Consider the following 26,173-nt stretch of genomic DNA (forward strand, 5'->3'; position numbering starts at 1 on the left):
AGATTGGACGACGACGCATGGCACGCAAGCCGATTGGAATTCTAGGCGCCTCTACTCTTTTTGCAGGGGCACTTGCTACATCCACCGCATTTTCGCAGGAAGCGCCGGTCGCAAAACCGCAGCAAAACCTGCCGGCGATCGTCGTCACCACGGCGGTGAATCGCACCCTCATCGACCGTGTCATCGGCACCGGAACGGTCAAGCCCGTCGAGGAAGTCTATATCCAGCCTCAGGTCGAGGGCCTCTCGATTCGCACGTTGAAAGCCGATATCGGCGACAAGGTTCAGGCCGAAAGCACGCTGGCAACGCTCAACGATGACGCAGTGGTCCTGGAAAAGAGCCAGATGATGGCGACGAAGGCCAAGGGGGAGGCAAGCCTGGCCCAGCTACGCGCCCAGCTCATCGAGGCGCAGGCCAATGCCGAACAGGCAAGGCAGCAGCAGGCCCGCGCCCAGGAAATGGTCAAGAAGGGCACGGTTTCAACCGCCCAGGTCGAACAGGCCGATGCGACTGCCGCCGCAGCCAATGCCCGCGTCGTCTCCGCCGAACAGGCGATCGAGGTCTCCGAAGCCGATCTCAAGGTCTTCGACAGCCAGATCGCCGATGCGGATTTGAAGCTGGCGCGCACCGATGTGAAGACGCCGGTCGCCGGCACGGTCTCGGCGAAGAATGCCAAGGTCGGCGCCATTGCCGCCGGCAACGGCGATCCGCTGTTCACCATCATCCGCGACGGCGATATCGAACTTGTCGCCGAGGTCGCCGAAAGCGATGTCGTCAGGATCATGGCCGGCCAAAAGGCAACGATTTCGCTGTCCGGCAGCCGTGAGAAGCTTTCCGGCGCCGTACGCCTGGTTTCGCCGACCGTCGATCCGGTCACCCGCCTTGGCCTCGTCCATATCTCCATCGATGATGACAGCAAGGCGCGTTCAGGCATGTATGGCAGCGCCGAGATCATCGTGCGCGAGACTGAAGGCGTAGCGCTTCCCCTGACCGCTGTACTCACCGGCAACGAAGGCTCCTCCGCCCGCAAGGTCGAGGACGGCGTGGTGAAATTCGCCAAGATCGAGACCGGCATCCAGGACGGCGCCTATGTCGAGGTCATCAATGGATTGAAGACCGGCGACGAGGTCGTAGCCAAGGCGGGCGCTTATGTCCGCGACGGCGACCACATCACGCCGGTGCGTGAACAGCCCCCGGCTTCCAACTAAAGAGACCATCCGATGAATTTTTCAGCCTGGTCCATTCGAAATCCCATTGCGCCGCTGCTGGCCTTCTGCCTGCTGGTGTTCATTGGCATGCAGTCCTTTAATTCGCTGCCGATCACGCGTTTTCCCAATATCGACGTGCCGCTCGTTTCGATCAGCGTGACGCAGAGCGGCGCTTCGCCGGCTGAACTCGAAATGCAGGTAACGAAGGAGATCGAAGACGCGGTCGCCTCTATCACCGGCATCGACGAAATCCAGTCGACGGTGACCGACGGCAGTTCGCAAACCAACGTCATGTTCCGGATGGAGGTGCCGACCGAACAGGCCGTACAGGACACCAAGGATGCGATCGACCGCATTCGCAGCGATCTGCCGGCGACGGCCGAAGCACCGATCGTCTCCAAAGTCGATGTCGAGGGACAGGCGATCCAGACCTTCGCCGTTTCCTCGCCTGCGATGTCGCTGGAGGAACTTTCCTGGTTCGTCGACGATACGATCAAGCGTTCGCTGCAGGGTCAGGCCGGTATCGGCCGTGTCGACCGTTACGGCGGCGCAGAGCGCGAAGTGCGCATCGAACTCACCCCTGACAAGCTCAATGCCTATGGCATCACCGCCGCGAGTGTGAACCAGCAGCTGCGCGGCACCAACATCGACCTCGGCTCAGGCCGCGGCCAGGTGGCGGGCAGCGAACAGGCGATCCGTGTTCTCGGCGACGCCCGCAACGTCGCCGACCTCGCCAATACGACGATCGGTCTGCCGAACGGCCGCTTCGTCAAACTATCCGATCTCGGCGTCATCAAGGACACCTATGAGGAGCCGAAATCCTTCTCGCGCTTCAACGCTACGCCGGTCGTTACCTTCGGCGTTTTCCGCTCGAAGGGCGCCAGCGAAGTTAGCGTCGCCGAAACCGTGGCACAGAACCTCGACAAGGTGCGGGCCGAAAATCCGAATGTGAAGATCGAGCTGATCGACGATTCGGTCTATTTCACCTACGGCAACTACGAAGCCGCCATTCATACGCTCCTCGAAGGTGCGCTGCTCGCTGTCATTGTCGTCCTCCTGTTCCTCAGGAACTGGCGTGCGACCCTGATCTCTGCAATCGCCCTTCCGCTGTCTGCGATCCCGACCTTCTGGGTCATGGACATGATGGGCTTCTCGCTGAACCTCGTCAGCTTCCTTGCTCTGACGCTCGCCACCGGCATTCTTGTCGACGATGCGATCGTCGAAATCGAAAACATTGCCCGCCATATCAAGATGGGCAAGACGCCCTATCGGGCGGCGATCGAGGCGGCTGATGAAATCGGCCTTGCCGTCATCGCCACTACCTTCACCATCATCGCCGTTTTCGTGCCCGTTTCCTTCATGCCGGGCATTCCGGGCCAATACTTCATCCAATTCGGTCTGACCGTCGCCTTCTCCGTTTTCTTCTCGCTGATGGTCGCACGCCTCATCACCCCGATGATGGCCGCCTATCTCATGCGTGCAGAAGACGGCGTCGACGATCATCACGACAATGACGGCCTGTTGATGCGTGGATACACACGCCTCATACGCGGCACGACCGGCCGCTGGTACACGCGTTATGCGACTCTGCTTGTCGCGTTCGGCTTCCTCGCCGGCTCCATTATGCTGCTGATGCAGGTTCCGGGCAGCTTCCTGCCGCCGGAAGATGCCTCACGCATCGTTCTCTCCGTCGAGCTGCCGCCCAATGCGCGCCTTGACGACACCGAGAAGACGACCGATGCGATCTATGAGAGGGTCAAGGATATCAAGGGCGTCGAAAGCGTCTTCGTCCTCGGCGGCGCGTCGCCGAAAGGCGATCTCGAATTGCGCCGTGCGACCATCACGCTGGCACTCGATAAGCTCGACCAATCGCTGGTCAAGAAGATGGTCAACGACGTGCTCGGCCGTATCCCCGTCATTGGCCCGAAACTGCCGAAGGTGGAGGTCCACGGCCGTGAACGCCCGCAGTGGGATATCGAAAAGGAAGTCTTCGCCAAGCTGCGTGACATTCCCGACGTCCGGATCCTGAAGCTCAATGACCGCGGCGAACGCGACCTCTCCTTCAACTTCCTTTCCAAGAACGACAACGACCTGAACGACGCCGTCGGCATTCTGGAATCCAAGCTGCGTGCCGATCCGCTGCTTGCCAATGTCAGCGCCGACGGCTCCCTGCCCCGTCCGGAACTGCAGGTTCATCCGCGCATGGATGAGGCGTCCCGCCTGGGCATCACGCCGCAGCAGATCTCCGAGACGATCCGCGTCGCCACCATCGGCGATGTCGATGCAGCTCTTGCCAAGATCTCGCTCGACGATCGCCAGATCCCGATCCGCGTCCAGGCCGCGCTCGACATGCGTCGCGATCTCGCAGCCATCCGGACATTGAAGATCCAGACCGCCAGCGGCGGCACCGTTCCGCTCGCGAGCGTCGCCAATATCGACTATTCGGAAGGCGTAAGCTCGATCAAGCGCAACAACCGCTACCGCGTCGTCTCGATCGGTTCCGACCTGCCGCAGGGCGTCGCACTCGACACGGCTTCGGCCCGCTTCCGTCAGATCGTCAACGACGCCAATATCCCGGCCACGGTGCACCTTGCCGAAAGCGGCGACACCAAGGTGCAGAGCGAGATGCAGCAGAGTTTCGTCAACGCCATGTTGATGGGCCTGCTGCTGGTGCTGACGGTGCTGATCCTGCTCTTCAAGGACGTGATCCAGCCCTTCACCATCCTGTTCTCGCTGCCGCTCGCCATTGGCGGCGTCGCAGCCGGCCTGATCCTCACCAGCAATCCGCTGTCGATGCCTGTCATGATCGGCATCCTGATGCTGATGGGTGTCGTCACCAAGAACGCGATCCTGCTCGTCGATTTCGCAATCGAGATGCGCCATCAGGGCATGCCTCGCGTCGAGGCCATGGTCGAAGCCGGCCGCAAGCGCGCCCGGCCGATCATCATGACCTCGATCGCCATGTCGGCAGGCATGCTGCCTTCCGCGCTCGGGGTCGGCGAAGGCGGCTCGTTCCGCGCGCCGATGGCGATCGCGGTGATCGGCGGCATCATCGTCTCGACCGTGCTCTCGCTCGTCGTCGTGCCCTCCTTCTTCCTGATCATGGACGATCTGTCCCGCCTGCTCGGCTGGGCTTTCGGGCGCCTGGTCGGCAAGAAGGACAACGAGGAGCTGCCGCTGTCGCGCGAGGATCTCACCCGCGTCACTCGCGAGAACCGCGGCGACATCGACGCGCTGGAGGAGCGCCTGACGGCGATCGAAAAGCCGGAAGACAAACGCAAGAGCGCCAAGGGCAACGACACCAACGTGCTCCGCCTGCCGCCCTTCGCGGCGGAATAAGTAAAACCCAGGAAATGAACGGGCCGGGAGCGATCTCCCGGCCCGTTTTGTTTTTCGTTCATTTCCAACGCATGTCGCGCAAATGTGTGCAGCGGTTTTGTGCGACATGCGTAAAATCAAAGACCTAAAGCGCAAGGAGCAATTCTGAAGGATTGCGACGCGCTTTAGAGCATGATGCCGAAAAGTGTGAGCGGTTTTCGGACGACATCATGCTCTAATTCTTCGATTTTGATTCGGATGATTTTAGGCCGATCCGGCCTAAAATCCGGATCTAGAGTCCGCCTTGCTCCCTGAGGAAGCTCACGATCGAGCTGACGCCGTCGCCGCGCTTCATGTCGGAAAAGACGAAGGGGCGCGAAGCGCGCATTCGCGTCGCATCCCGGTCCATCACGTCGAGATCGGCACCGACATAGGGTGCTAGATCCTTCTTGTTGATGACGAGCAGATCCGACCGGGTGATGCCGGGGCCGCCCTTGCGCGGTATTTCCTCGCCCTGGCAGACGGAGATGACATAGATAGTGATATCGGCAAGATCGGGCGAAAAGGTCGCCGCCAGATTGTCGCCGCCGGATTCGATGAAGACGACGTCGAGATCGGGGATCCGCTGGTTGAGGCCGGCGATCGCCTGCAAATTGATCGTCGCATCCTCACGAATGGCGGTATGCGGGCAGCCGCCTGTCTCGACGCCGACGATGCGGTCCGAAGTCAATGCCTGCATCCGCACCAGCGCCTCGGCATCCTCGGTCGTGTAGATATCGTTGGTGACGACGGCGACGGAATAGTCGTCGCGCATCGCCTTGCAGAGCTTTTCGGTCAGCGCCGTCTTGCCCGAGCCGACCGGCCCGCCGATGCCGACACGCAAAGGTCCGTTTCTTGATTTCATGTGCCTTACTCCAATCGAACCCCGATGATAACGAAGCCGCCCGCCCGCGCCACCGTCAAATGACTTAGAGCGCTTGTTTTTCTTCGAATCACGGAAGCGCTCTATCTTTTTGTTTTCACGCAATTCCGGACGCAAAACCGCTGCGCACTTTTGCTGGGATTGCTCTCGCCGCAGCGATAATTTCGGACAATCACGAGCGGAACAGCCGAGTCGCCTGCGTCTCATGGCGCAGGCTTGCAATATCGGCCTGCACCGTCGCCGAACCCAGATCGTCCAGCGTCGAAGCTGCCGCCCGCCGGGCGATCTCCGCGAGGTGGTCTTCGAGACCGGCAAGCACGGCAACGCCATCCTTCTGCCCGGCGACACCGAGGCGGATGCCTGATGAAACCGCTTGTGAGACATAGGCATGCAGGAAGACGACGAGCGCCTTCTCAGGCCTGATCCCGTGCGCGCCCGTCACCGCCCCGACCGCAATGGGATAAGCGACCTTGTCAGGTAGCCGCTCGAACACGCGGTCCGGCCAGGCCCGCGCCGCTGCGAGGAAAGCCTCGCCGAGCAGCATCGTTTCCTGATGGCGCTCGCGTGATCCCGCAAGCGCCTCGGCGAGCGCGGCGATCTCGGCAAGGCGCACGGCTTCCCCCTGGTGCCTGTGGCTTTCGGCCAGAAGCACCGCATCGTTCCAGACCGAACCATTGCCGATCAAAGTTCCGGTCCAGGCCGCAAGCGAGGCAGCATCCGTGACGAACCCGTCGGCAACCGCCCGCTCCAGCCCTCCCGAATAGGCAAAGCTGCCGATCGGAAAGGCCGGTGAGAGCCATGCCGTCAGGCGCAGCAGCGCCTGCAGCTCGCGATCCCTGGTCATCGAGACTCAGTCGTGCTTGTGGTCGTGATGTCCGCGGTCATGACTATGATCCCGTCCGTGATCATGATCATGACCGCGATCGTGGCGGTGCTCATGCTCATGCTCGTAGCCATGTTCATGATCATGGTCATGGCCATGATTGGGATCAAGGTCGTGATCATGCCCGTGGTCATGATTGTGATCGTGATCATGCCCATGCGAATGCCCGCCTTGGGAATGATAGGCGCCCCGCGCCGGCTGGAACGGCTCATCGATCTCGAGGACGACGGCGCCGAGGCCCTGCAGCATGGTGCGGATGACATGATCGCGCAGGATGACGATGCGGTCTTCCTCGATCTGGGCGGCAAGATGCCGGTTGCCGAGATGCCAGGCGAGCTCGACCAGATGCGTGCGGTCGCGTCCGCGAATCTCGAAGAGCTTCTCGTCGGCAGCGAGGATCTCGATCAGTTCGCCGTCGTCGCGCACCAAGAGGTCGCCATTGGCGAAAAGCACCGGATCCTTGAGATCGAGCATGACCATTTCGCCATTTTCCAGATGCAGCAGCTTGCGGCGCAGATGGCGCAGATCATGCGGCAGCTTGACCTGGGCGATCGGATCGGAGGAAGGGGTTCCGGCGGGAAGATAGGAGGTGACGCGCTGCATGATATGTCCGTTTTGCTGAGAGGACGACCATGCAAAATAGCTCTTCCCGATGCAAGCACCAATGCCCTTTCGTCTAAATCAAAAAATAGAGCATGATGTCGTCCGAAAACCGCAAACACTTTTCGGCATCATGCTCCAGGCCTGGCTTTTATATTCCGTAAGCCTGCATCACGTTGTCGATCTCCGGGCCTCTGTTCTCGCCATCGACGCCGTTGTCGACAAGCCCTTGCCAGGCGTGATGCAGACCTTCCCGCTCGTGTACGACGCGATTGCGCCCAAGTGCCTTGGCGAGATAGAGCGCCCGGTCGGCGGAAGCATAGACCGCCTGCTTGGCGCGCTCGGCGACGAGATCGGCAACGCCGCCGGAAACGGTGATGCGGATATCGTGCCCCTCGGCCCTGATGGCGCCGCCGGCGATCCGGGCTCGGACACCTTCAATACGCTCCATCCGCGCATCGAGCAGCTCCCCGGAGACGATGACGCCGAACTCCTCCCCACCCAGCCGTGCGACGACGGACATCTCATCGAAGGCGGATGTGAGCATGCCCGAAACGGCGATGATGACGGCATCACCGCAGCCGTGGCCGAAGCGGTCGTTGATCGTCTTGAAACGGTCGACATCAAAAATGACCAGCGACGCGTTGCCATCGGTATTCTCAAGCGCCTCGGTAAAAGCGCGCCGGTTGAGCAGCCCGGAAAGCGTATCCGTGCGGCTGAGCTTTTCGAATTCCGCCCGCGAGAGCGCGAGATCGCGCATGGCAAAGCCGGCAAACAGCGAGAGCATGCCGGAAACGGTACCGCCGATCAGCCAGGAAAAGATCGCGCTGAAGCCGATTGCATGGGCGAGCGTCACCGGTAGAAGCCCGAGAAGATCGAGCGACGGCATCGTCAATGCGATAATGACTCCTGAGAGAATAACGGCAAGAAAAGCCATCTTCAGGGCGAAGACATAGACGTTCTTGCGGTATTGAAGGTCGCCGAAATCGGCCTGCAGCAAAATCCAGTTTCTCATGAGAATCAACCTTCCTGCTCGGCGTTTCCAGGCATTGATAAGAGCCCAATTGCTGTGGGTGTCTTAATTGACTCGTTAAAATTCGAACGGTTCGGATGTTTCGATGGACAGAATTTTTCTAGCAGGGGATGCAGCTTTCGAATCCCTGAATCGAACAGCGTGGAGAGACAGTTAAACGATTGATATGAAAGCGATTTATCAAGCTTCGCAATGCAGTTGTTCCAGAATGGTTTAGCTTGAGAAAATACCGGGTTTTCCACTGATTTTTACAACCATATGGAGAGCACTATTCACAATTCACTTTAAGGGCGGGCCAGCCCGACGGCTGCTTCAATTGTAGACAGCAACAGACAATCGCAATGCCTGTGGAAGCGGGTTCCACATCCCGGTTCGAAGCCCCGCCGAGCGCAGGGCAGCGGCAGTCCAGGTGTTGCAGCCGAAGAGGGCGTTGAAGTATCCCCTGGCCTCGAAGAACCGGTCGATCTCGCCGTAACCCGCATCCGGAATCGGCACCACCGCGCCCGCGTCGCGGACGAAACTCCCGGAGATAAAATCGCGCAGCTGCGCCAATTGATCCTCACTGACATTGAATGCCGTAACGGTGGACTGTGGCTCGGTGATATGACCGGCAAGGTCCACATGCAGCACCGAACGGTCGATCGTCAGCGCGCGCAACACCGGCAGCGGCTTCAGCTCCGCCCATGTGGGAGTTTCCAGATAGAAGGCACGACCGCCCCAGCCGATAATAAGCCACTCCGCATTCGGATGGCCGAGCGGAAAATCGGTATCGTCGAGGAAGGAAAAGGCAGCCCGCGTTTCCGCGTTGAGCGGAATGGCAATATCGGTATGGATCGAGCTCGACAGCAGCAGAATTCGATGCGTCACTGCGGCAGACGACGCCTCGACCGGCGCAATCAGCGGCCGGGGAATAAAGGTCCCGCAGGCGGCCGAAAGCACAAGCAGAAATACGATCCGCAACAACCAGCGGATACCTGTCCTCATCGCCGCCGTCCATCGCACATGGGCGTGGGCTTAGAACAGGAAATAGCGCTGCGCCATCGGCAGCACCGTCGCCGGCTCGCATGTCAGCAATTCGCCGTTCGCCCTGACTTCGTAGGTCTCCGGATCGACCTCGATCTCGGGTGTCAGGTCGTTATGGATCATCGATGCCTTGGAGATGCCGCCGCGCGTATTCTTCACCGCGACCAGTTCCTTGGCAACGCCGAGCCGGCCCTTCAGGCCGGCATCGAGCGAGGCCTGGCTGACGAAGGTGACGGAGGAATTGGTGAGGCTCTTGCCATAGGAGGCAAACATCGGCCGGTAGTGTACCGGCTGCGGCGTCGGGATCGAGGCGTTCGGATCACCCATCGGCGCGGCCGCGATCGACCCACCGAGCAGCACCATATCGGGCTTCACGCCGAAGAAGGCAGGATTCCACAGCACAAGGTCGGCGCGTTTGCCGACTTCGACCGAGCCGATCTCACGGCTGAGACCATGGGCGATCGCCGGGTTGATCGTATATTTGGCGATATAGCGGCGGACGCGGAAATTGTCGTTGTCGCCATTTTCCTCCTTCAGCCGGCCGCGCTGACGCTTCATCTTGTCGGCCGTCTGCCAGGTGCGGATCGCCACCTCGCCGACGCGGCCCATGGCCTGGCTGTCGGACGAGATGATCGAGAAGGCGCCGATATCGTGCAGGATGTCTTCGGCGGCGATCGTCTCCCTGCGGATCCGGCTTTCGGCAAAGGCGATATCTTCGGGGATCGACGGCGACAGATGGTGGCAGACCATCAGCATGTCGAGATGCTCGGCGATGGTATTGACCGTATAGGGACGCGTCGGATTGGTCGACGACGGGATGACGTTCGGCTGGCCGCAGATCTTGATGATGTCAGGTGCATGCCCGCCGCCGGCTCCCTCCGTGTGGAAGGCATGGATGGTGCGGCCCTTGATGGCGCCGATCGTATCCTCGACGAAGCCGCTTTCATTCAGCGTATCGGTGTGGATCATCACCTGCACGTCGTATTCGTCGGCAACCGACAGGCAGCAGTCGATGGCGCCTGGTGTCGTGCCCCAATCCTCGTGCAGCTTCAGCGACGTGGCGCCGGCCAGCACCATTTCGGTCAGCGCCCCTGGCAGCGAAGCATTGCCCTTGCCGGCAAAGGCAAGGTTCATCGGGAAGGCGTCGGCCGCCTCGATCATGCGCGCCAGATGCCAGGGACCGGGCGTGCAGGTGGTGGCAAGCGTGCCGTGCGCCGGTCCCGTGCCGCCGCCCAGCATGCAGGTCATGCCGCTCATCAGCGCTTCCTCGATCTGCTGCGGTGCGATGAAATGGATATGGCTGTCCATGCCGCCAGCGGTGACGATCTTGCCTTCGGCAGCGATCGCCTCCGTGCCGGGGCCGACGATGATGTTGACCCCCGGCTGCATGTCGGGATTACCGGCCTTGCCGATGGCGACGATACGTCCGTCCTTGAGGCCGATATCGGCTTTGTAGATGCCCGAATGATCGACGATCACCGCATTGGTGATGACCGTATCGACCGCGCCATCCGCCCGCGTCACCTGGCTCTGTCCCATGCCGTCGCGGATCACCTTGCCGCCGCCGAACTTCACCTCCTCGCCATAGGTGGTGAAATCCTGCTCGATCTCGATGAAGAGCTCAGTATCGGCAAGGCGCACCTTGTCGCCGGCAGTCGGTCCAAACATGCCGGCGTAGGCGGCGCGCGAGATCTTGTAGGGCATCTATCAGGCTCCTTGGGAGGAAGAGACGAGTGTTTCTCCGCCGAGCCGCTTGAGGCGGCCAGCGGCAATATAGCTATCGACAAGCTGTCGTTCGGCCGAAAACGGGTGCCATTCCCAGCCGACGTGGCCAAAGCCGGCAAGTGTCGCCTCGGCCTCGGCATATGTGTTCAGCACCTCGGCAATGACGATCATCCCGCTGCTCGGCACGACATAGGGCGCTGGAGAAAACGCCGAAAGCGACGCATCCACGGCCTCGTGAACCGATTTGCTGATGATCACGTGCGTTTTGCCGGTGTCTGCGCAGAAGGCGCTGAACTCAGTGGTATAGTCGTCGCAGAAATCATCAAGTTCCGGATGAGAGACGACAAGCGGCGCCCGCATCGCGGCGAATTTTTCCGGGTCGCGCACGCTCCAGATTTCGCCAGCCGAAACGACGCCCGGATGGGCGCGCCACTCACGCGAACCGAGCATCGCCTTTGCCGGCCTGCCGGTGTTGCAGACCGCGACGGCATCCGTGCGGCTGCCGCCGGCGCCATAGGAGCGGCAATCATTGAAGCGGATGACAATATCGGCGGCATCGATGATGCCAGCCCCGCCCTCCTCAATGTCGCCATTGCCGACGATCATGATTTTCCTGATCACCCTAGTTGCTCATCGTATCTTCGAGCTCTTTCAGCTCTTTCGTGCGTTTGTCCGTAATGTCGGCGAGACACCCGGCGACCAGCATCGGCTCCATCGTGCTGCCACGGGCCTGAAATCCAAAGGCGTCGCATTCGGCGTCGCGATAGTCGATCCAGGCGCGCTGCGCCTTGACCAGCGCCTGCTCTGCGCCCTTCATGTCGCCATCCAGATCCTTGTCGATCGCCGCCAGGGCCGCGCGCGTCTTCTTATATTGCGCATTCAGCGCCTTGTCGGCAGTCTCGTGGCGCGCCGCCTCGCAACCAGTCATGTCCGATTGCGTCTTGGGATTGTTGCAATCCATATCCTGAGCAGAGGCAGCACCTGCCGTCAGCAGCATCGCCGCCCCGACGAGGCAGATATTCAAGCGCATGCACTTCTCCCGTATTTTGTTCTTAAAGCTTGCCCATCACCAGCTGACGGAAACCGTAGACCTCGCGCTTGCCGGAAAGCGGGATCAGCGTCACCGAGCGCGTCTGCCCCGGCTCGAAGCGCACCGCCGTCCCCGCCGGAATATCGAGCCGTTTGCCGTGTGCGACCGCGCGATCGAAGGAAAGCCCGGCATTGGTCTCGGCGAAATGATAGTGGCTGCCGACCTGCACCGGCCGATCGCCCGTATTGGAAACCTCCAGCGTCACCGTCGGCGCGCCGGCATTCAGTTCGATGTCGCCGCTTGCGGCAATGATCTCGCCTGGAATCATCTCGTCCTCCTTAAGCCGCCTTGGGCGCGCAGCCCTCGGCCTTCAGTACGCGCTTCGTCGATGCCGGATTTTTGGCGAGCATGGCCGCCGGCCGAATAGGCCTCGCGACGAGATTGCCGCCGCAGTTCGGACAGACACCCTTCAGCACGCCGTCCACGCAATCGGCGCAGAAGGTGCATTCATAGGTGCAAATCCGTGCCTCAATGCTATCAGGCGGCAGATCCTTGTCGCAGCATTCGCAATTAGGCCTGAGCTCGAGCATTCCTATCTCCTCAACGGATCGGCTCGTGCACAGTGACGAGCTTGGTTCCATCCGGGAACGTCGCCTCCACCTGCACGTCGTGGATCATCTCTGCAATCCCCTCCATCACCTGGTCGCGGCCGATCACATGGGCGCCGGCTTCCATCAGTTCGGCAACCGGGCGGCCGTCGCGGGCGCCTTCGACGACGAAGTCGCTGATCAACGCGATCGCTTCGGGATAGTTCAGCTTGACGCCGCGCTCCAGCCGCCGCCGCGCCACCATCGCCGCCATCGAAATCAACAGCTTGTCTTTTTCTCTCGGAGTGAGGTTCATCGCTTGTCCATCTGCTTGTCCAATTGCTTAAGTTCATAGATTCCAGACTTTCGGCACAGGCGCACCATTGCGCAAGGCGGAAATGACCGGGATCAGGATTTTTCTGAGCGAGAAGCCGTCGGCTGCGGCAAGGCGGACGACGAGCTTGCCATTCCAAGCGCTCGCGCCGCCCATCGATCCTTCGACGAGCGGCCGGACCTTGCCGAGATAGGCTTCTGAAAACGGCCCGGCATAAAGCAACGTCGCAAAGGCCACCTGTCCGCCGAGCACGGCCTGCCGCGCCGCCAGCGCCGCCACGCCTTCGGAAAGTCTGAGTTCCTCGGCATGGATCAGTTGACCCGAGCGGCGGATGCGCCAGCGGTCGCGGAAGAGCCCTGATACCACCGCCTCACCCATCGCCTTGCGGCCGAGCAGCACGGCTTCGACAGCCAGAAATTCGGCGCTCTCGTCAAGATCGACGTCCAGCCGGCGGAAAAGTGCGGCCCGGTCGAAGAGGATCGTTTCCTGCGGCAGCCAGTCGACGCGGGCTTGGGCTCCGACCTTGATGCTGGTCGCCACCTCGGCGATGCCGGCCGATGCCTTGTAGATCTTCTCGCAAGCCTGAGTGGTGACGTCGATGCGCGTGCCGGCGCCCGCATCCACGCTCCAATCCATCCGATCGCCGCCTGTCAAACCGCCAGCGGTATTGATGATGACGGCTTCCATGGAGGCATCGAAGGTATCGGGCAGGCGGATTTTCGCTGCCCCCTCCTGATAGAGTTCACGAATGCGCGAGCGGCCATCGAACAGCTTTGCCGCCAGATGCCCCCGCCCTTCCGCTCTTTGCGGTCTCGTGCCTGCCGCCGCAATCGTCATATCGTCCCTTTCGGTCGCGCCCATGGTTTTCATTCAAGCGCGCGGATAGCGGAAAGCAAGCAATTCCTATGCCGCCCCGAGCAGACCTCTGGCGGCGGCGGAAGGTTTTCCAGGACGCCGCGCCCTCTGCTGCAAAATGCGGCATCTGCCAGCCAGACAGTCAGACAGTCAGACAGTCAAGTGGCGGCGGGCCTCCGGCGTATCCAGGGTCTCGGCAAGCCCTTTATGCACGATTTCGCCGCGGTCCATGATGTAGACATAGTCGGCAAGCTCGCGGCAGAAATCGAGATACTGCTCGACGAGCAGGATCGCCATGCCGGTGGAGTCGCGCAGATAGCGGATCGCCCGGCCGATATCCTTGATGATCGATGGCTGAATGCCCTCGGTCGGCTCGTCGAGCACGAGAATCCGAGGCCGCGTCACCATGGCCCGCCCGATCGCCAGCTGCTGCTGCTGCCCGCCAGAAAGATCGCCGCCGCGACGTGACAACATCGACTTCAGCACCGGGAAGAGACTGAAGATGTCATCGGGGATGTTGCGGTCGCGGCGGCCAAGCGGAGCAAAGCCGGTTTCGAGATTTTCTTTGACGGTGAGCAGCGGGAAGATCTCGCGCCCCTGCGGCACATAGCCGATGCCCTGCTTGGCGCGGGCAAAGGGCGGCAGGCCGTTGAGCCTGGTGTCATTGAAGGTGACGGTGCCCGCCGACAGCGGATGCTGGCCGGTAACGGCGCGAAGAAGAGAACTCTTCCCCACGCCGTTACGCCCCAGCACGCAGGTGATCTTGCCCATCTCCGCTTTGATCGAGATGCCGCGCAGCGCCTGAGCGGCGCCGTAGTGGAGGTTTGCGTTTTCGACTGTCAGCATCGGTTTCCCTTTACATTCAAACTGCTGTCTGAGCAGGCCGCTGCCCCTCATCCGGCTGCCGCCACCTTCTCCCCGCTTGCGGGGAGAAGGGAATATGCCGCGACCTGTCCGTCCCTCGTCCACCTCTCGCATGGCACGTCCCCTCGCCCCGTTTACGGGGAGAGGGTTAGGGTGAGGGGCATCCGGCAAACACGACCCTCACCGCCCCAAATAATTCTCGATAACCTTCGGATCCGAACTCACAAAGTCGATCGAGCCTTCCGCCAACACCGATCCTTCAGCAAGGCAGGTCACCTTGACGCCGAGGTCTCGGATGAAGCCCATGTCATGTTCAACGACGACGACCGACCGGGTTTTGGCGATATCCTTGAGCAGGATCGCCGTTTCCGCCGTCTCCGCATCGGTCATGCCGGCCACCGGCTCGTCGACGAGCAGGAGCTTCGGCTCCTGCGCCAGCAGCATGCCGATCTCCAGCCATTGCTTCTGCCCATGCGAGAGATTGGCGGCGAATTCGTCGCGGCGATGCGTCAGCCGCACGGTTTCGAGGATCTCCTCGATGCGCGCCTTGTCCTCGCCCAAAAGCCGGTAGAACAGGGTCGAGAACACGCCGCGACGGCGGTTCAGCGCCAGCTCCAGATTGTCCCAGACCGTATGGCTTTCGAAGACGGTCGGCTTCTGGAATTTACGACCGATGCCGAGCTGGGCGATATCGGCCTCGTCCTTCTTGGTAAGATCGATCGTGCCGTTGAAGAACACCTCGCCCTCGTCGGGCCTGGTCTTGCCGGTGATGATGTCCATCATCGTCGTCTTGCCAGCGCCGTTCGGGCCGATGATGGCTCTGAGTTCACCGGGTTCGATGACGATCGACAGCGAATTCAGCGCCTTGAAGCCGTCGAAGGAAACCGAGACGCCGTTGAGGTAAAGCACGCTGGTGGGTTTGTCGTCGGGGATCATGGCGCTCACTCCGCTGCCTGGATTTTCGGCTCGATACCGTCTTCCTCAGCCGCCAGCGGGGCCGCCTTGGAGACGACCTTCCGCTTGCCGAGATATTGCGCAATCGTGCCGACGACACCCTTGGGCAGAAGCAGCGTGACGGCAACGAAGAGGCCACCGAGCGCGAACAGCCAGAACTCCGGGAAGAGGCCGGTGAAGATCGTCTTGCCGCCGTTGACGAGGATCGCGCCGATGATCGGCCCGATCAACGTCGCCCGCCCGCCGACCGCCGTCCAGATGACGACTTCGATCGAATTGGCAGGCGCGAATTCGCCGGGATTGATGATGCCGACCTGCGGCACGTAGAGCGCGCCGGCAATACCGGCCATCATCGCCGAGACGACGAAAGTGAAGAGCTTGAAATGCTCGACGCGGTAGCCGAGGAAGCGCGTGCGGCTTTCAGCATCGCGTACGCCGACCAGCACCTTGCCGAACTTCGAGCGCACGATCGCCGAGGCGATCAGCAGCGATAGAGCCAGGAAGATCGCAGTTGCCGCAAAGAGGACTGCACGCGTGCCGTCAGCCTGGACGTTAAAACCGATAATGTCCTTGAAATCGGTAAGGCCGTTATTGCCGCCGAAGCCCATGTCGTTGCGGAAGAAGGCCAGCAGCAGCGCATAGGTCATCGCCTGGGTGATGATCGAGAGATAGACGCCGTTGACGCGTGAGCGGAAGGCAAACCAGCCGAAGACGAAGGCGAGCAGGCCGGGCACGACGAGCACCATCAGCGCCGCAAACCAGAAATGGTTGAAGCCGAACCAGAACCAGGGCAGATCCTTCCAGTTCAGGAACACCATGAAGTCGGGCAGGATCGGATCTCCGTAGCTGCCGCGCGTGCCGATCTGGCGCATCAGATACATGCCCATCGCATAGCCGCCGAGCGCAAAGAAGGCACCGTGGCCGAGGGAGAGGATGCCGCAGAAGCCCCAGACGAGATCAAGCGCCAGCGCCAGCAGCGCATAGGTCAGATACTTGCCGAACAGCGACATGATATAAGTCGGCACGTGCAGCGGATTGCTCGGCCCCGTCATCAGGTTCAGGACCGGCACAAGGACGGCGACCAGAAGCAGGAGGGCGATGGCAATGACGATCTTGCGATCGAGTGATCGGAGAAGGAAGGCCGTTATCATGCTTCCACCGCCCTTCCTTTGAGTGCGAAGAGCCCGCGGGGACGCTTCTGGATGAAGAGAATGATGAGGACGAGCACCAGGATCTTGCCGAGCACGGCGCCGGCGAAGGGCTCGAGGAACTTGTTGACGACGCCGAGCGAGAGTGCACCGACGAGTGTACCCCAGAGATTGCCGACACCGCCGAAGACGACGACCATGAAGCTGTCGATGATGTAGGATTGACCGAGGTTCGGCGAGACATTGTCGATCTGGCTGAGCGCCACGCCGGCAATGCCGGCAATGCCCGAGCCGAGCGCGAAGGTGAAGGCATCGACCCAGCCGGTGCGGATGCCCATCGACGACGCCATGCGCCGGTTCTGCGTAACGGCACGCATCTGCAGGCCGAAGGCGGACCGTTTGAGCAGCAGGAGCAGCGCCACAAAGACCACCATCGAAAAGACGATGATCCACAGTCGGTTCCAGGTGATGGAGAGCCCGCCGAGATCGAAGACGCCGGACATCCAGGTCGGATTGCGGACCTCGCGGTTGGTCGGGCCGAAGATGCTGCGCACTGCCTGCTGCAGGATGAGCGACACGCCCCAGGTGGCGAGCAGCGTTTCGAGCGGCCGGCCGTAGAGATAGCGGATGACGGCGCGCTCGATCACCAGACCGACGAAGCCGGTAAAGACGAAGGCCGCAGGCACGGCAAAGGCCAGCGAATAATCGGCAAGTTCAGGAAAGGCGGAGGTAATGTATTCCTGCACCACATAGGTGGTGTAGGCGCCGATCATCACCATTTCGCCATGCGCCATGTTGATGACGCCCATGACGCCGAAGGTGATGGCGAGGCCGATCGCGGCAAGCAGCAGTACCGAGCCGAGAGACAATCCGTACCAGATGTTCTGGACGATACCCCACAGCGCCAGGCTGCGATTGATGGCGCTGATATCCGCCTGGATCGCCGGCTTCAGGTCGTCAGGCGCGGTTTCGAGTGTGGTCGTGAGGATGGTCAGCGCATCGCGATTGCCGCGCGCCGCGATCGTATCGATCGCAGCCTTCTTGTCTTCGACGCTCGCATCCGTCTTGAGCAGCAGCACTGCGCGCGCCGCTTCCATCGTATTCTTGATCTCAACGTCCTTTTCGGCCACAAGCGCCGAGTTCAGCAGGTCGAGATTGGCGGGATCGGCATCTTTCAGGAGGCCCTGCGCCGCGGCAAGCCGCGCGGAACGATCCGGGCTCATCAGCGTCAGCTGACTGGTGGCGGCACCGATAACGCCGCGAAGCGCGTTGTTGATCTTCACCTTCGTCATCAGGTCCGGATCGACATCGGCAGCGGCTTCGCCGGTGATCGGATCGGAATAGGTCGGTTCGTCATCGGTACCGCCCCGGAGGAGAACCGGGCCGCCATCGGAATTGACGTAGAGAAGGCCGTCGCTCAACTGCTGCAGGATCTGGCTGACATGCGGATCCTTGGAAGCGACCAGCGCCTTGATGGCCGCTTCGCGTTCCGGGAAATCGCCGACGCCGAGCGCGTCGATGAGCACGTGGATATCGTCCTGGGCCTGGACTTCGCTCGAGATCATCACGCCCGAAAATGCCAAGCCCGAAAATGTCAGGCAAACCGTGATGAGGAAAATCTTTATGGCGCGATACATCGGCTTTCTCGCCCTTGATAGTGTTGGCCTCGCGGCGCAATCGCTGGGACGGAGCTTCCGCCCGGGATCAAACCCGGACGGAATCCTTCATGCAATCATCGGATCGGGGTCGTACTCAGGAGCCCTTGCCACCGCACTTGCCCGTAGCGACGTTGAAGTTGCCGCAGGACATCGGCTTGCGCCAATCGGAGATCAGATCCTTGGAGTCAGGCAGAAAATCTGACCATTCGTCGCCGACGACGGCAGGTGTCTGCTGTACGATTTCGAACTGGCCGTCGGCCTGGATTTCACCGATCAGCACCGGCTTGGTGATGTGGTGGTTCGGCATGACGGTCGCATAGCCGCCCGAGAGGTTCGGAACGCTGACGCCGATAATGGTGTCGAGAACCTTGTCGGTATCGGTCGTGCCGGCAGCCTGGACGGCCTTAACCCATGCGTTGAAGCCGATATACGCAGCTTCCATCGGGTCGTTCGTCACGCGCTTGTCGTTCTTGGTGAAAGCGTGCCAGTCCTTGATGAACTTCTTGTTGGCCGAGCTTTCGACCGATTCGAAGTAGTTCCAGGCAGCGAGATGGCCGACGAGCGGCTTGGTGTCGAGGCCGGCAAGCTCTTCTTCGCCGACCGAGAAGGCGACGACGGGGATGTCGGTTGCCTTGATGCCCTTGTTGCCCAGTTCCTTGTAGAACGGAACGTTGGCATCGCCGTTGATCGTAGAGACGACGGCGGTCTTCTTGCCGGCCGAACCGAATTCCTTGATCTTGGAAACTTCGGTCTGCCAGTCGGAGAAGCCGAACGGCGTGTAGTTGGTCATGATGTCTTCTTTCGGAATACCCTTCGAAATCAGGTATGCCTCGAGAATCTTGTTGGTCGTGCGCGGATAGACGTAGTCCGTACCTTCGAGAACGAAGCGCTTGACGCCTTCTTTTTCCATCAGGTAGTCGACAGCAGGAATGGCCTGCTGGTTCGGAGCAGCGCCGGTGTAGAAGATGTTGCGCGAGGACTCTTCGCCTTCATACTGGACCGGGTAGAAGAGGATCGAGTTGGTCTCTTCGAAAACCGGCAGAACGGACTTGCGCGACGAGGACGTCCAGCAACCGAAGACGGCGGCAACCTTGTCCTTCTGGATCAGCTCACGTGCCTTTTCGGCAAACAGCGGCCAGTCGGAAGCCGGGTCGACGACGACGGCCTCAAGCTTCTTGCCGAGAAGGCCGCCTTTCTTGTTCTGCTGGTCGATGAGCATCAGCATGGCGTCCTTGAGCGTGGTCTCGGAGATGGCCATGGTGCCGGAGAGCGAGTGCAGAATGCCGACCTTGATCGTGTCATCGGCGGCAACTGCACCGCCGAAGGCGGCCGACGCCGCCATGACGGCGCCGAGCGCTGCGCCCGTAATAGTGGATTTGAGATTCATCTGGTTGAACTCCCCTCTTCTTGTTCCGCAACAGACCGGAAACGGAGATTAACTGTTGCTTAAAGAACTATCGGGTGCTGCAGCGCGAAAACACATACGTCGATTGACGTAGGCGCGGGGGTCAAACAGGCAGCAGACCGGGAGAGAGGTGGCATCCCCCACCGCGGGAGAGACCCTGTCGATTTTCTCGGAGGAATTATCCGTCGATCGTCAAGGTGACTGATGTCGGGCCGTAGGAGAGGCTCGCCTTGTGGCCGGAGACGGTGAACTTGCCGAAGGTACCGGTCACGGCACTCGCCTTCAGGATTTCGATCTTGGTTCCGGGCGTCAGGACATAGCCATCGACAAACGTCACGTTAAGGTCGCCGGCAAGCGCCGCCTTGCCCTCGACGACCAGCGTGCCTCCGCCGTTCGCGCCGAGCGCCGGCTTCGCCGCGGCATTGGCGAGCTGCTGATAATCGCCGCTCACGGTCCGCGGCCTGTCGGTCGCCAGAACGAGCGAACCACCGTTAACCGTCAGCCCGCCAAGACCGAAGGCCGACGGCGACAGGGCCACCAGCGCGCCCTCTTCCAGCACGGTGCCGCCGGCATAGCTGTTCGCGCCCGACAGCCCGAGGATGCCTTCGCCGCGCTTCACCAGCCTGCCCTTGCCGGTGATGTCGTTCCGCCAGGTATCGATCAAATTGAAACCGCCCTTTGCCGCGTCCATCGTCACGGTGACGTCCTGTTCGAACGCGCCGTACCCGTCGGCGGCGACAAAAAGGTTGAGACGGCCGTAACCTTCTGCATCGTCGAGCAGCGGATAGCCGGAGGCGATCTCCGTCGTCTTCAGCACGTCGCGGCGCTGCTCGCCGTCCAGATAGGGCAGACGCGTTTCGAGAAGCGCTTCGGCGCCCTGCGGCACACGCGCCGGCTGATCGGTCGCATGGATGGTCGGCAGGCCGTAGCTCAGGCGCTGCAGCACGTAAGCGCGATTGGCGTCATGATCGGCGAAACGATCTGCAGCCAGCGGTGCCGCATGGGCGGCAACCTCGAGCGCGCCCGCATCCGCAACGCCTGATTTGGCGACGAGCCATGCCTGCGCTTGGGCGTAAGCGTCGTTCTTTAGCGCGGCATTATCGGCCTTGTTCAGATTGTAGACGACCGTGGCGGTGCCGAGCATCCGGCCGCCCATCACGTCGAGAGGAGAATGCATGCCGGCGAGGATGCGGTCTTCGCCCAGTTCGCTGGCGCGCGTGATCATTTCCTGGAAGCGCTGCGGCACGAGATAGGCCATGGCGAGCGCATCCCGCCAGGCTTCCGCCGTATGCCCGCTCGGGAAACCGCCGTCCTCGACCGGCTTGCCGCTCTTGGCAGGCTCCAGCGTCGGGACGACCGATACATCCTGGCTCCAGCGGTAGGGACGGGCATATTTGAAGTAGCGTTTGGCAGGCTCCGTCGAGCCGTCACCGCTTGCGGCGTTGATGAAGTCGATTGCAAGTCCCATGTCCGGGTTGGCATCGGTCTTGTTTTCCGCGTCCGGCTTGCTGCCGGCACCGCGATTATTGCCCTTGTCGTCATATTTGACCGTCGTCGCATCGGCCGCCACCTCGGTGATCGTGGTGGTCTGCTTCGAGCCGGCCTTCCAGGCATCCGTCAGCGGACCGAGGCCATCGACGATGCTGGCATTCTTGCCGCGCCCGATCATCGAGATAGGCAGCCACTGCCTGATCGGCAGTCCGCGCCCGCGTCGCTTTGACGACATAGGCGATGTTGGCGTCATGGACGGCCTGGTTGACGATATGGCCGGCGGTCTTGCTGGCGGGAATACCATCCCAATCCGTCTTGGCGACCGCCGGGCAATTGTCCTTGGCCGGCGCTTCGACACCCGCATCGACGAAAGGCGTGCGCGGGGTCCAGATTTCGAGGAAGCCGGAGAGAAGGTGAACGGCCGCGTTGGTGTCCGCCGTCGAGAAGCAGGCGTCACCGCGTTTGTTGGTGTTTCCGGCCTGCGCATAAGGGGCTTTCGCCGCCGTGGACTGCTCGGCGCTGGCAAGCGATGGCACGATCGAAAGGAGGCAGACGAGGGCCGTGCTCAGGCGGCAAAGGCTTAAAACAGACATGGTGTTACCCGAAATGGTTGAACGAACGCCGGGAGAGTTAGAGCTCTCATGTGACAGATCAATTGCAAAAATATTGCCATTCTGTGAACCAGTCGGTGCCTGCCTCTTGCCTTTCCCAACCATCCCGCCAAAACTGCCGGAGAGACGATGAGCCCAACCGGAATGCCGGAAAGGAAGACATGGCAGCGCGCCAACGCATCATTCCGGTAAGACGCGAATACAATCGCTGGGTCGCCAACCAGACGCTGGAAGATTACGCGCTGCGCTTCACTGCCAAGAGCGCCCGCCATTTCTCCTCGCAGCGCATCTCGCAGACGGCGATCGGCGCGATCTCCTTCCTGGCGCTGGAAGCGATCGGCGGCGCGATCACCCTCTCCTACGGCACCACCAACGCCTTTTACGCCATCATCGTCGCCTCGATCGCCATGCTGGCGATCGGCCTGCCGATCAGCCGCTACGCCATTCGCCACGGCGTCGACATCGATCTGCTGACGCGCGGCGCGGGCTTCGGCTATATCGGCTCGACCATCACCTCGCTGATTTATGCGAGCTTCACCTTCATGCTGTTTGCCATCGAGGCTTCGATCATGTCCGGGGCCTTGGAGCTCACCCTCGGCATCCCGCTCTGGATCGGCTACATCATCAGCGCCGTCATGGTGATCCCCCTGGTAACGCACGGCGTACGGCTGATCAGCAAGTTCCAGCTGATGACTCAGCCCTTCTGGATCGTGCTGAATATCCTGCCCTTCATCTTCATCGCCCTGCTGGACTGGGAAAAATTCGATCTCTGGCGCGCCTTTGCCGGCATCCGCCATGCCTCCGGCCCGCCCGGCACCATCGCCGAATTCAATCTGGTGGAGTTCGGCGCTGCCTCCGCCGTCATCCTGGCGCTGATGTCGCAGATCGGCGAACAGGCCGACTTCCTGCGCTTCCTGCCGCCGGACCCGCAGCGCAAGTGGCGCCACCGCCTGGCGATCTTTCTCGCCGGGCCCGGCTGGGTCATCATCGGCGCGCCGAAGCTGCTCGCTGGTTCATTTCTGGTCGTGCTGACCTTCACCTCGGGCGTCCCCCTCGATCGCGCCGCCGACCCGGCGCAGATGTATCTGACCGCCTTCGGCTACATGGTCCCCTGGCATAATGGCGCGCTGCTGTTGATGGCCGCCTTCGTCGTCGTCTCGCAGCTGAAGATCAATGTGATGAACGCCTATGCCGGTTCGCTCGCCTGGTCGAACTTCTTCTCGCGGCTGACCCACAGCCATCCCGGCCGCGTCATCTGGCTGGTGTTCAACGTCGCAATCGCCCTGCTATTGATGGAACTCGGCATCTACCGCCTGCTGGAGGAGACGCTCGGCATCTTCTCGATCATCGCCATGGCCTGGCTCTGCACGATCTCCGCCGATCTCTTCATCAACAAGCCGCTGGGGCTGGCTCCTCCCGGCATCGAGTTCAAGCGTGCCCACCTCTACGACATCAACCCGGTCGGCCTCGGCGCCATGACGCTGTCGGCGACGGTGTCGCTGATTGCCCATTTCGGCGCCTTTGGCGAGATCGCCGCCTCGCTCGCTCCCTATATTACCCTCGTCATCGCGCTGGTCGCCTCGCCTGTCATCGCCTGGGCAACGAATGGCAAGTTCTATCTCGCCCGCAAGCCGCGCCAGAGCTGGAAAAACCTGACGAACATCACTTGCTCGGTCTGCGAGCATCCCTTCGAGCCAGAGGACATGGCCTGGTGCCCGGCCTATGCCGCGCCGATCTGCTCGCTCTGCTGCTCGCTCGACAGCCGCTGCCACGACATGTGCAAGCCGGCCGCCCGTTTAAACGCGCAGGTCGGCACCGTCGCCAAAGCGCTGCTACCGGAAGCCATTCTGGGGAAGCTGACGACGCGCCTTGGCCGCTACGGCATCGCCGTCGTGCTGGCATTGACCGCCATCGGCGCAATCCTGGCGATGATTGCCCATCAGGTCGCCTCCGCCTCGCCCGAGACGGGCGAGGTCGTCAACCGCACCATCCTTATCGTCTTCTTCGTCTTCTCGGTGATCTCAGGCGTCGTCTGCTGGTTCTATGTGCTCGCCCATGACAGCCGCGTCGTTGCCGAGGAGGAATCCTCGAGACAGAACACGCTGCTGCTCAAGGAAATCGCCGCCCACAAGAAGACCGACGCCGCCTTGCAGAACGCCAAGGAAACCGCCGAGGCCGCCAACCGCGCCAAGAGCCGCTATGTCGTCGGGCTCAGCCATGAATTACGCACGCCGCTGAACGCCGTGCTCGGCTACGCCCAGATCCTCGAACGCGACGAGACCATCCCGGCGCCGCGCCAATCCTCGATCAAGGTCATCCGCCGCAGCGCCGAGCACCTCTCCGGGCTGATCGACGGCCTGCTCGATATTTCCAAGATCGAAGCCGGCCGCCTGCAGGTCTATTCCAACGAGATCAACATCCAGGATTTCCTCGACCAGATCGTCGATATGTTCCGCCCGCAGGCGCAGGCAAAGGGGCTTGCCTTCATCCATGAGCGCGCGCCGGCCTTGCCGCAATTCGTCCGCACCGACGAAAAGCGCCTGCGCCAGATCCTCGTCAATCTGCTCTCCAATGCCATCAAGTTCACTGATGAGGGCAGCGTCACCTTCGACGTCGGCTATCGCAGCCAGGTCGCGACCTTCACCGTTGCCGATACCGGCCGCGGCATCACGGAGAAAGACCTGCCCCGTATCTACGAACCCTTCCAGCGCGGTGAGGCCGAAAGCGTGCGGCCGATGCCGGGACTCGGCCTCGGCCTCACCATCACCCGGCTTTTGACCAATACGCTTGGCGGCGAGATCTCGGTTGCAAGCGTGAAGGACGAAGGCTCGACCTTCCGCGTCCGGCTGATGCTGTCCGCCGTCATGCGTGCCGTGGCAGCCGCGCCGCAGGAGAAGCGCATTGTCGGTTATGACGGCCCGCGCCGCACGGTTGTCGTCGTTGACGATAACGAGGACCACCGCGAGATGATGCGCGAGATCCTGGCGCCGCTCGATTTCATCGTGCTGACGGCGGCAGGCGGCGGCGAATGCCTGACGCTGATCGAGGGCATCATGCCGGACCTTTTCCTCGTCGATATTCTGATGCCCGGCATGAACGGCTGGCAGCTCGTCTCGCGTCTGCGTGAGGCCGGCCAGACGGCGCCGGTGCTGATGCTCTCGGCCAATATCGGTGATGCGGCCGTTCTCAGCGACAGTGACGACAGCCACAATGATGCGATCGGCAAGCCGGTCGACATCCGCCAGCTGCGCGACAAGCTCGCCCTGCATCTCGGCGTGACATGGATCTATGCCGATGCCACGCCAGCCGTTCCTGTCAAGATCGAAGCGCCGATGCTGAGCCCAGGTGCTGCCCATGTGCAGGAATTGCTGCGGCTCGGCGAGATCGGCTATATCAGAGGCATCGAAGCCAAGCTTTCGGACCTTGCCAAGGTGGAGGCAAATCAGCCATTCACGGAGGAACTTCGCGCCTATGTCGCCGCCTTCGATCTCGCCGGCTTCATGACCTTCCTGCACGACTTCGACGAAAAGGTGGAATCCATTGGCTGAGCCGGCCCTCCCCCGCGACATCGTTCTGCTCGTCGACGACTCCGCCGAAGCCCTCGGCTTCATGACCGACGCGCTCGAACAATCCGGCTTCTCCGTGCTGATCGCCACATCGGGCACGGCAGCACTTGGTATCGTCGAGCGCATCACGCCCGATCTCATCCTGCTCGACGCGGTGATGCCGGGTATGGATGGCTTCGAGACCTGCCGCCGGCTGAAGGCGAATGCCGCGGTGGCGCAGGTGCCTGTCGTCTTCATGACCGGCCTGACCGAGACCGAGCATGTCGTGCACGCGCTGGAATCCGGCGGCGTCGATTATCTCAGCAAGCCGATCAACATCGATGAACTGCGCGCCCGCATCCGCGTCCATCTGCGCAACGCTCGCTCGGCCCAAAGCGCCCGCATCGCCCTGGACGCAGCCGGCCGCCATCTGCTGGCAGTCAAGGGCGACGGCGCCATCCACTGGTCAACGCCGCAAGCGACACGGCTGGTCAATGCCGCCATGGGCAGCGACGACGGCATGGACATCGTCGTCCGCCATATCGCCGGCTGGATGCGCGACCGCGTCGCCGCGGTGCGCGACGGCATCATCTCGATCGCCCATGCCGGCCAGGCGGCGCTGCAGCTCGCCTTCCTCGGCGCAATCGGCCCTGACGAATATCTCTTCCGCCTCACCGCCGCCAGTCAGCGCAGCGACGACGAGGTGCTGCGTCAGCGCTTTTCGCTCACCCAGCGCGAATCCGAAGTGCTGCTCTGGATCGCCAAGGGCAAGGCCAACCGCGACATCGGCGAAATATTGGGACTGTCGGCGCGGACGGTAAACAAGCACCTCGAACAGATTTACGTGAAGCTCGGCGTCGAGAACCGGGCCTCGGCCGCCGTGAAAGCCACGCATGTGCTGTACGAGATGTGAGATGGTGTTGGAGGCTAGAACAGGATGATTTTAAGCCTGTTCGGCCTAAAGTCTGAATCCTGTTCT

21 protein-coding genes and 1 pseudogene are annotated in these 26,173 nt (G+C 61.6%); 4 read left to right on the plus strand and 18 right to left on the minus strand.

All coding sequences use genetic code 11. From position 1 onward, the window contains the following. The first annotated feature begins 17 nt into the window (after window positions 1–17). Both HFO99_RS10990 and HFO99_RS10995 read left to right on the plus strand, forming a co-directional pair. Entirely contained in the window at window positions 18–1,208 is a 1,191-nt protein-coding gene (locus tag HFO99_RS10990; protein WP_222361160.1) for an efflux RND transporter periplasmic adaptor subunit, read from the plus strand. Window positions 1,209–1,220: 12 nt separating this feature from the next. Continuing rightward, on the plus strand, window positions 1,221–4,547 hold the full coding sequence (locus tag HFO99_RS10995; protein ID WP_222361162.1) for an efflux RND transporter permease subunit: 3,327 nt from the start codon (window positions 1,221–1,223) through the stop codon (window positions 4,545–4,547). Between the two features lie 271 nt (window positions 4,548–4,818). On the opposite strand, the gene ureG is transcribed toward HFO99_RS10995, so the two are convergent. The 18 genes and pseudogenes from ureG to HFO99_RS11085 form a co-directional block, all read right to left on the minus strand. Beyond that, window positions 4,819–5,430, minus strand: coding sequence for an urease accessory protein UreG (ureG, locus tag HFO99_RS11000; RefSeq protein ID WP_017965817.1), 612 nt, complete (start codon window positions 5,428–5,430; stop codon window positions 4,819–4,821). Window positions 5,431–5,620: 190 nt separating this feature from the next. Further along, window positions 5,621–6,292, minus strand: a complete 672-nt coding sequence (locus tag HFO99_RS11005) for an urease accessory protein UreF (RefSeq protein ID WP_222361164.1) — start codon at window positions 6,290–6,292, stop codon at window positions 5,621–5,623. A gap of 6 nt (window positions 6,293–6,298) precedes the next feature. Then, window positions 6,299–6,934 carry an urease accessory protein UreE gene (locus HFO99_RS11010; protein ID WP_222361166.1) on the minus strand — a complete coding sequence of 212 codons (636 nt, stop codon included), beginning with the start codon at window positions 6,932–6,934 and terminating at the stop codon, window positions 6,299–6,301. Window positions 6,935–7,082: 148 nt separating this feature from the next. After that, a complete protein-coding gene (locus HFO99_RS11015) occupies window positions 7,083–7,946 on the minus strand; it encodes a GGDEF domain-containing protein (protein ID WP_222361168.1) in 864 nt (287 codons plus the stop codon). Between the two features lie 330 nt (window positions 7,947–8,276). Beyond that, window positions 8,277–8,948 (minus strand): TIGR02117 family protein, encoded by a 672-nt coding sequence (locus HFO99_RS11020; protein WP_222361170.1) that lies wholly within the window; start codon window positions 8,946–8,948, stop codon window positions 8,277–8,279. Window positions 8,949–8,978: 30 nt separating this feature from the next. Further along, on the minus strand, window positions 8,979–10,691 hold the full coding sequence (gene ureC / locus HFO99_RS11025; protein ID WP_222361172.1) for an urease subunit alpha: 1,713 nt from the start codon (window positions 10,689–10,691) through the stop codon (window positions 8,979–8,981). A gap of 3 nt (window positions 10,692–10,694) precedes the next feature. Continuing rightward, on the minus strand, window positions 10,695–11,318 hold the full coding sequence (locus tag HFO99_RS11030; RefSeq protein WP_222361348.1) for a Urease operon accessory protein: 624 nt from the start codon (window positions 11,316–11,318) through the stop codon (window positions 10,695–10,697). 16 nt (window positions 11,319–11,334) lie between these two features. Further along, a complete protein-coding gene (locus tag HFO99_RS11035; protein WP_222361174.1) occupies window positions 11,335–11,742 on the minus strand; it encodes a lysozyme inhibitor LprI family protein in 408 nt (135 codons plus the stop codon). A gap of 22 nt (window positions 11,743–11,764) precedes the next feature. Beyond that, a complete protein-coding gene (locus tag HFO99_RS11040; protein ID WP_003561953.1) occupies window positions 11,765–12,070 on the minus strand; it encodes an urease subunit beta in 306 nt (101 codons plus the stop codon). A 10-nt stretch (window positions 12,071–12,080) separates the two neighbouring features. Then, the gene (locus HFO99_RS11045) at window positions 12,081–12,332 is read right to left on the minus strand and encodes a DUF1272 domain-containing protein (protein ID WP_018493803.1); all 252 of its coding nucleotides are present in this window, start codon (window positions 12,330–12,332) and stop codon (window positions 12,081–12,083) included. A 10-nt stretch (window positions 12,333–12,342) separates the two neighbouring features. Continuing rightward, complete coding sequence (locus HFO99_RS11050) at window positions 12,343–12,645, minus strand: urease subunit gamma (RefSeq protein WP_003561955.1); 303 nt, start codon at window positions 12,643–12,645, stop codon at window positions 12,343–12,345. A 33-nt stretch (window positions 12,646–12,678) separates the two neighbouring features. Further along, window positions 12,679–13,500 carry an urease accessory protein UreD gene (locus HFO99_RS11055; RefSeq protein ID WP_222361349.1) on the minus strand — a complete coding sequence of 274 codons (822 nt, stop codon included), beginning with the start codon at window positions 13,498–13,500 and terminating at the stop codon, window positions 12,679–12,681. Window positions 13,501–13,668: 168 nt separating this feature from the next. Beyond that, window positions 13,669–14,364 carry an urea ABC transporter ATP-binding subunit UrtE gene (gene urtE / locus HFO99_RS11060; RefSeq protein ID WP_222361176.1) on the minus strand — a complete coding sequence of 232 codons (696 nt, stop codon included), beginning with the start codon at window positions 14,362–14,364 and terminating at the stop codon, window positions 13,669–13,671. Window positions 14,365–14,562: 198 nt separating this feature from the next. Then, window positions 14,563–15,318, minus strand: a complete 756-nt coding sequence (gene urtD / locus HFO99_RS11065) for an urea ABC transporter ATP-binding protein UrtD (RefSeq protein ID WP_222361178.1) — start codon at window positions 15,316–15,318, stop codon at window positions 14,563–14,565. A 5-nt stretch (window positions 15,319–15,323) separates the two neighbouring features. Then, window positions 15,324–16,487, minus strand: a complete 1,164-nt coding sequence (gene urtC, locus HFO99_RS11070) for an urea ABC transporter permease subunit UrtC (protein WP_164053776.1) — start codon at window positions 16,485–16,487, stop codon at window positions 15,324–15,326. After that, window positions 16,484–18,121 (minus strand): urea ABC transporter permease subunit UrtB, encoded by a 1,638-nt coding sequence (gene urtB / locus HFO99_RS11075; protein ID WP_222361180.1) that lies wholly within the window; start codon window positions 18,119–18,121, stop codon window positions 16,484–16,486. The genes urtC and urtB overlap by 4 nt, the downstream gene beginning before the upstream one ends. A gap of 115 nt (window positions 18,122–18,236) precedes the next feature. Then, window positions 18,237–19,529, minus strand: a complete 1,293-nt coding sequence (urtA, locus tag HFO99_RS11080; RefSeq protein WP_168343773.1) for an urea ABC transporter substrate-binding protein — start codon at window positions 19,527–19,529, stop codon at window positions 18,237–18,239. A 196-nt stretch (window positions 19,530–19,725) separates the two neighbouring features. Continuing rightward, a pseudogene (locus tag HFO99_RS11085) lies at window positions 19,726–21,631 on the minus strand (phosphatase PAP2 family protein). A 179-nt stretch (window positions 21,632–21,810) separates the two neighbouring features. On the opposite strand from HFO99_RS11085, the gene HFO99_RS11090 reads away from it, so the two are divergent. Together HFO99_RS11090 and HFO99_RS11095 are read left to right on the plus strand one after the other, a co-directional pair. Continuing rightward, window positions 21,811–25,197: an ATP-binding protein gene (locus tag HFO99_RS11090; RefSeq protein WP_222361184.1), complete on the plus strand. Its 3,387-nt coding sequence runs from the start codon at window positions 21,811–21,813 to the stop codon at window positions 25,195–25,197. Then, window positions 25,190–26,107 (plus strand): DNA-binding response regulator, encoded by a 918-nt coding sequence (locus tag HFO99_RS11095; RefSeq protein WP_221949943.1) that lies wholly within the window; start codon window positions 25,190–25,192, stop codon window positions 26,105–26,107. The genes HFO99_RS11090 and HFO99_RS11095 overlap by 8 nt, the downstream gene beginning before the upstream one ends. The last annotated feature ends 66 nt before the right edge of the window (window positions 26,108–26,173 follow it).

It is taken from the genome of Rhizobium leguminosarum (genome assembly GCF_019798305.1).
GTDB lineage: Bacteria > Pseudomonadota > Alphaproteobacteria > Rhizobiales > Rhizobiaceae > Rhizobium > Rhizobium leguminosarum_U.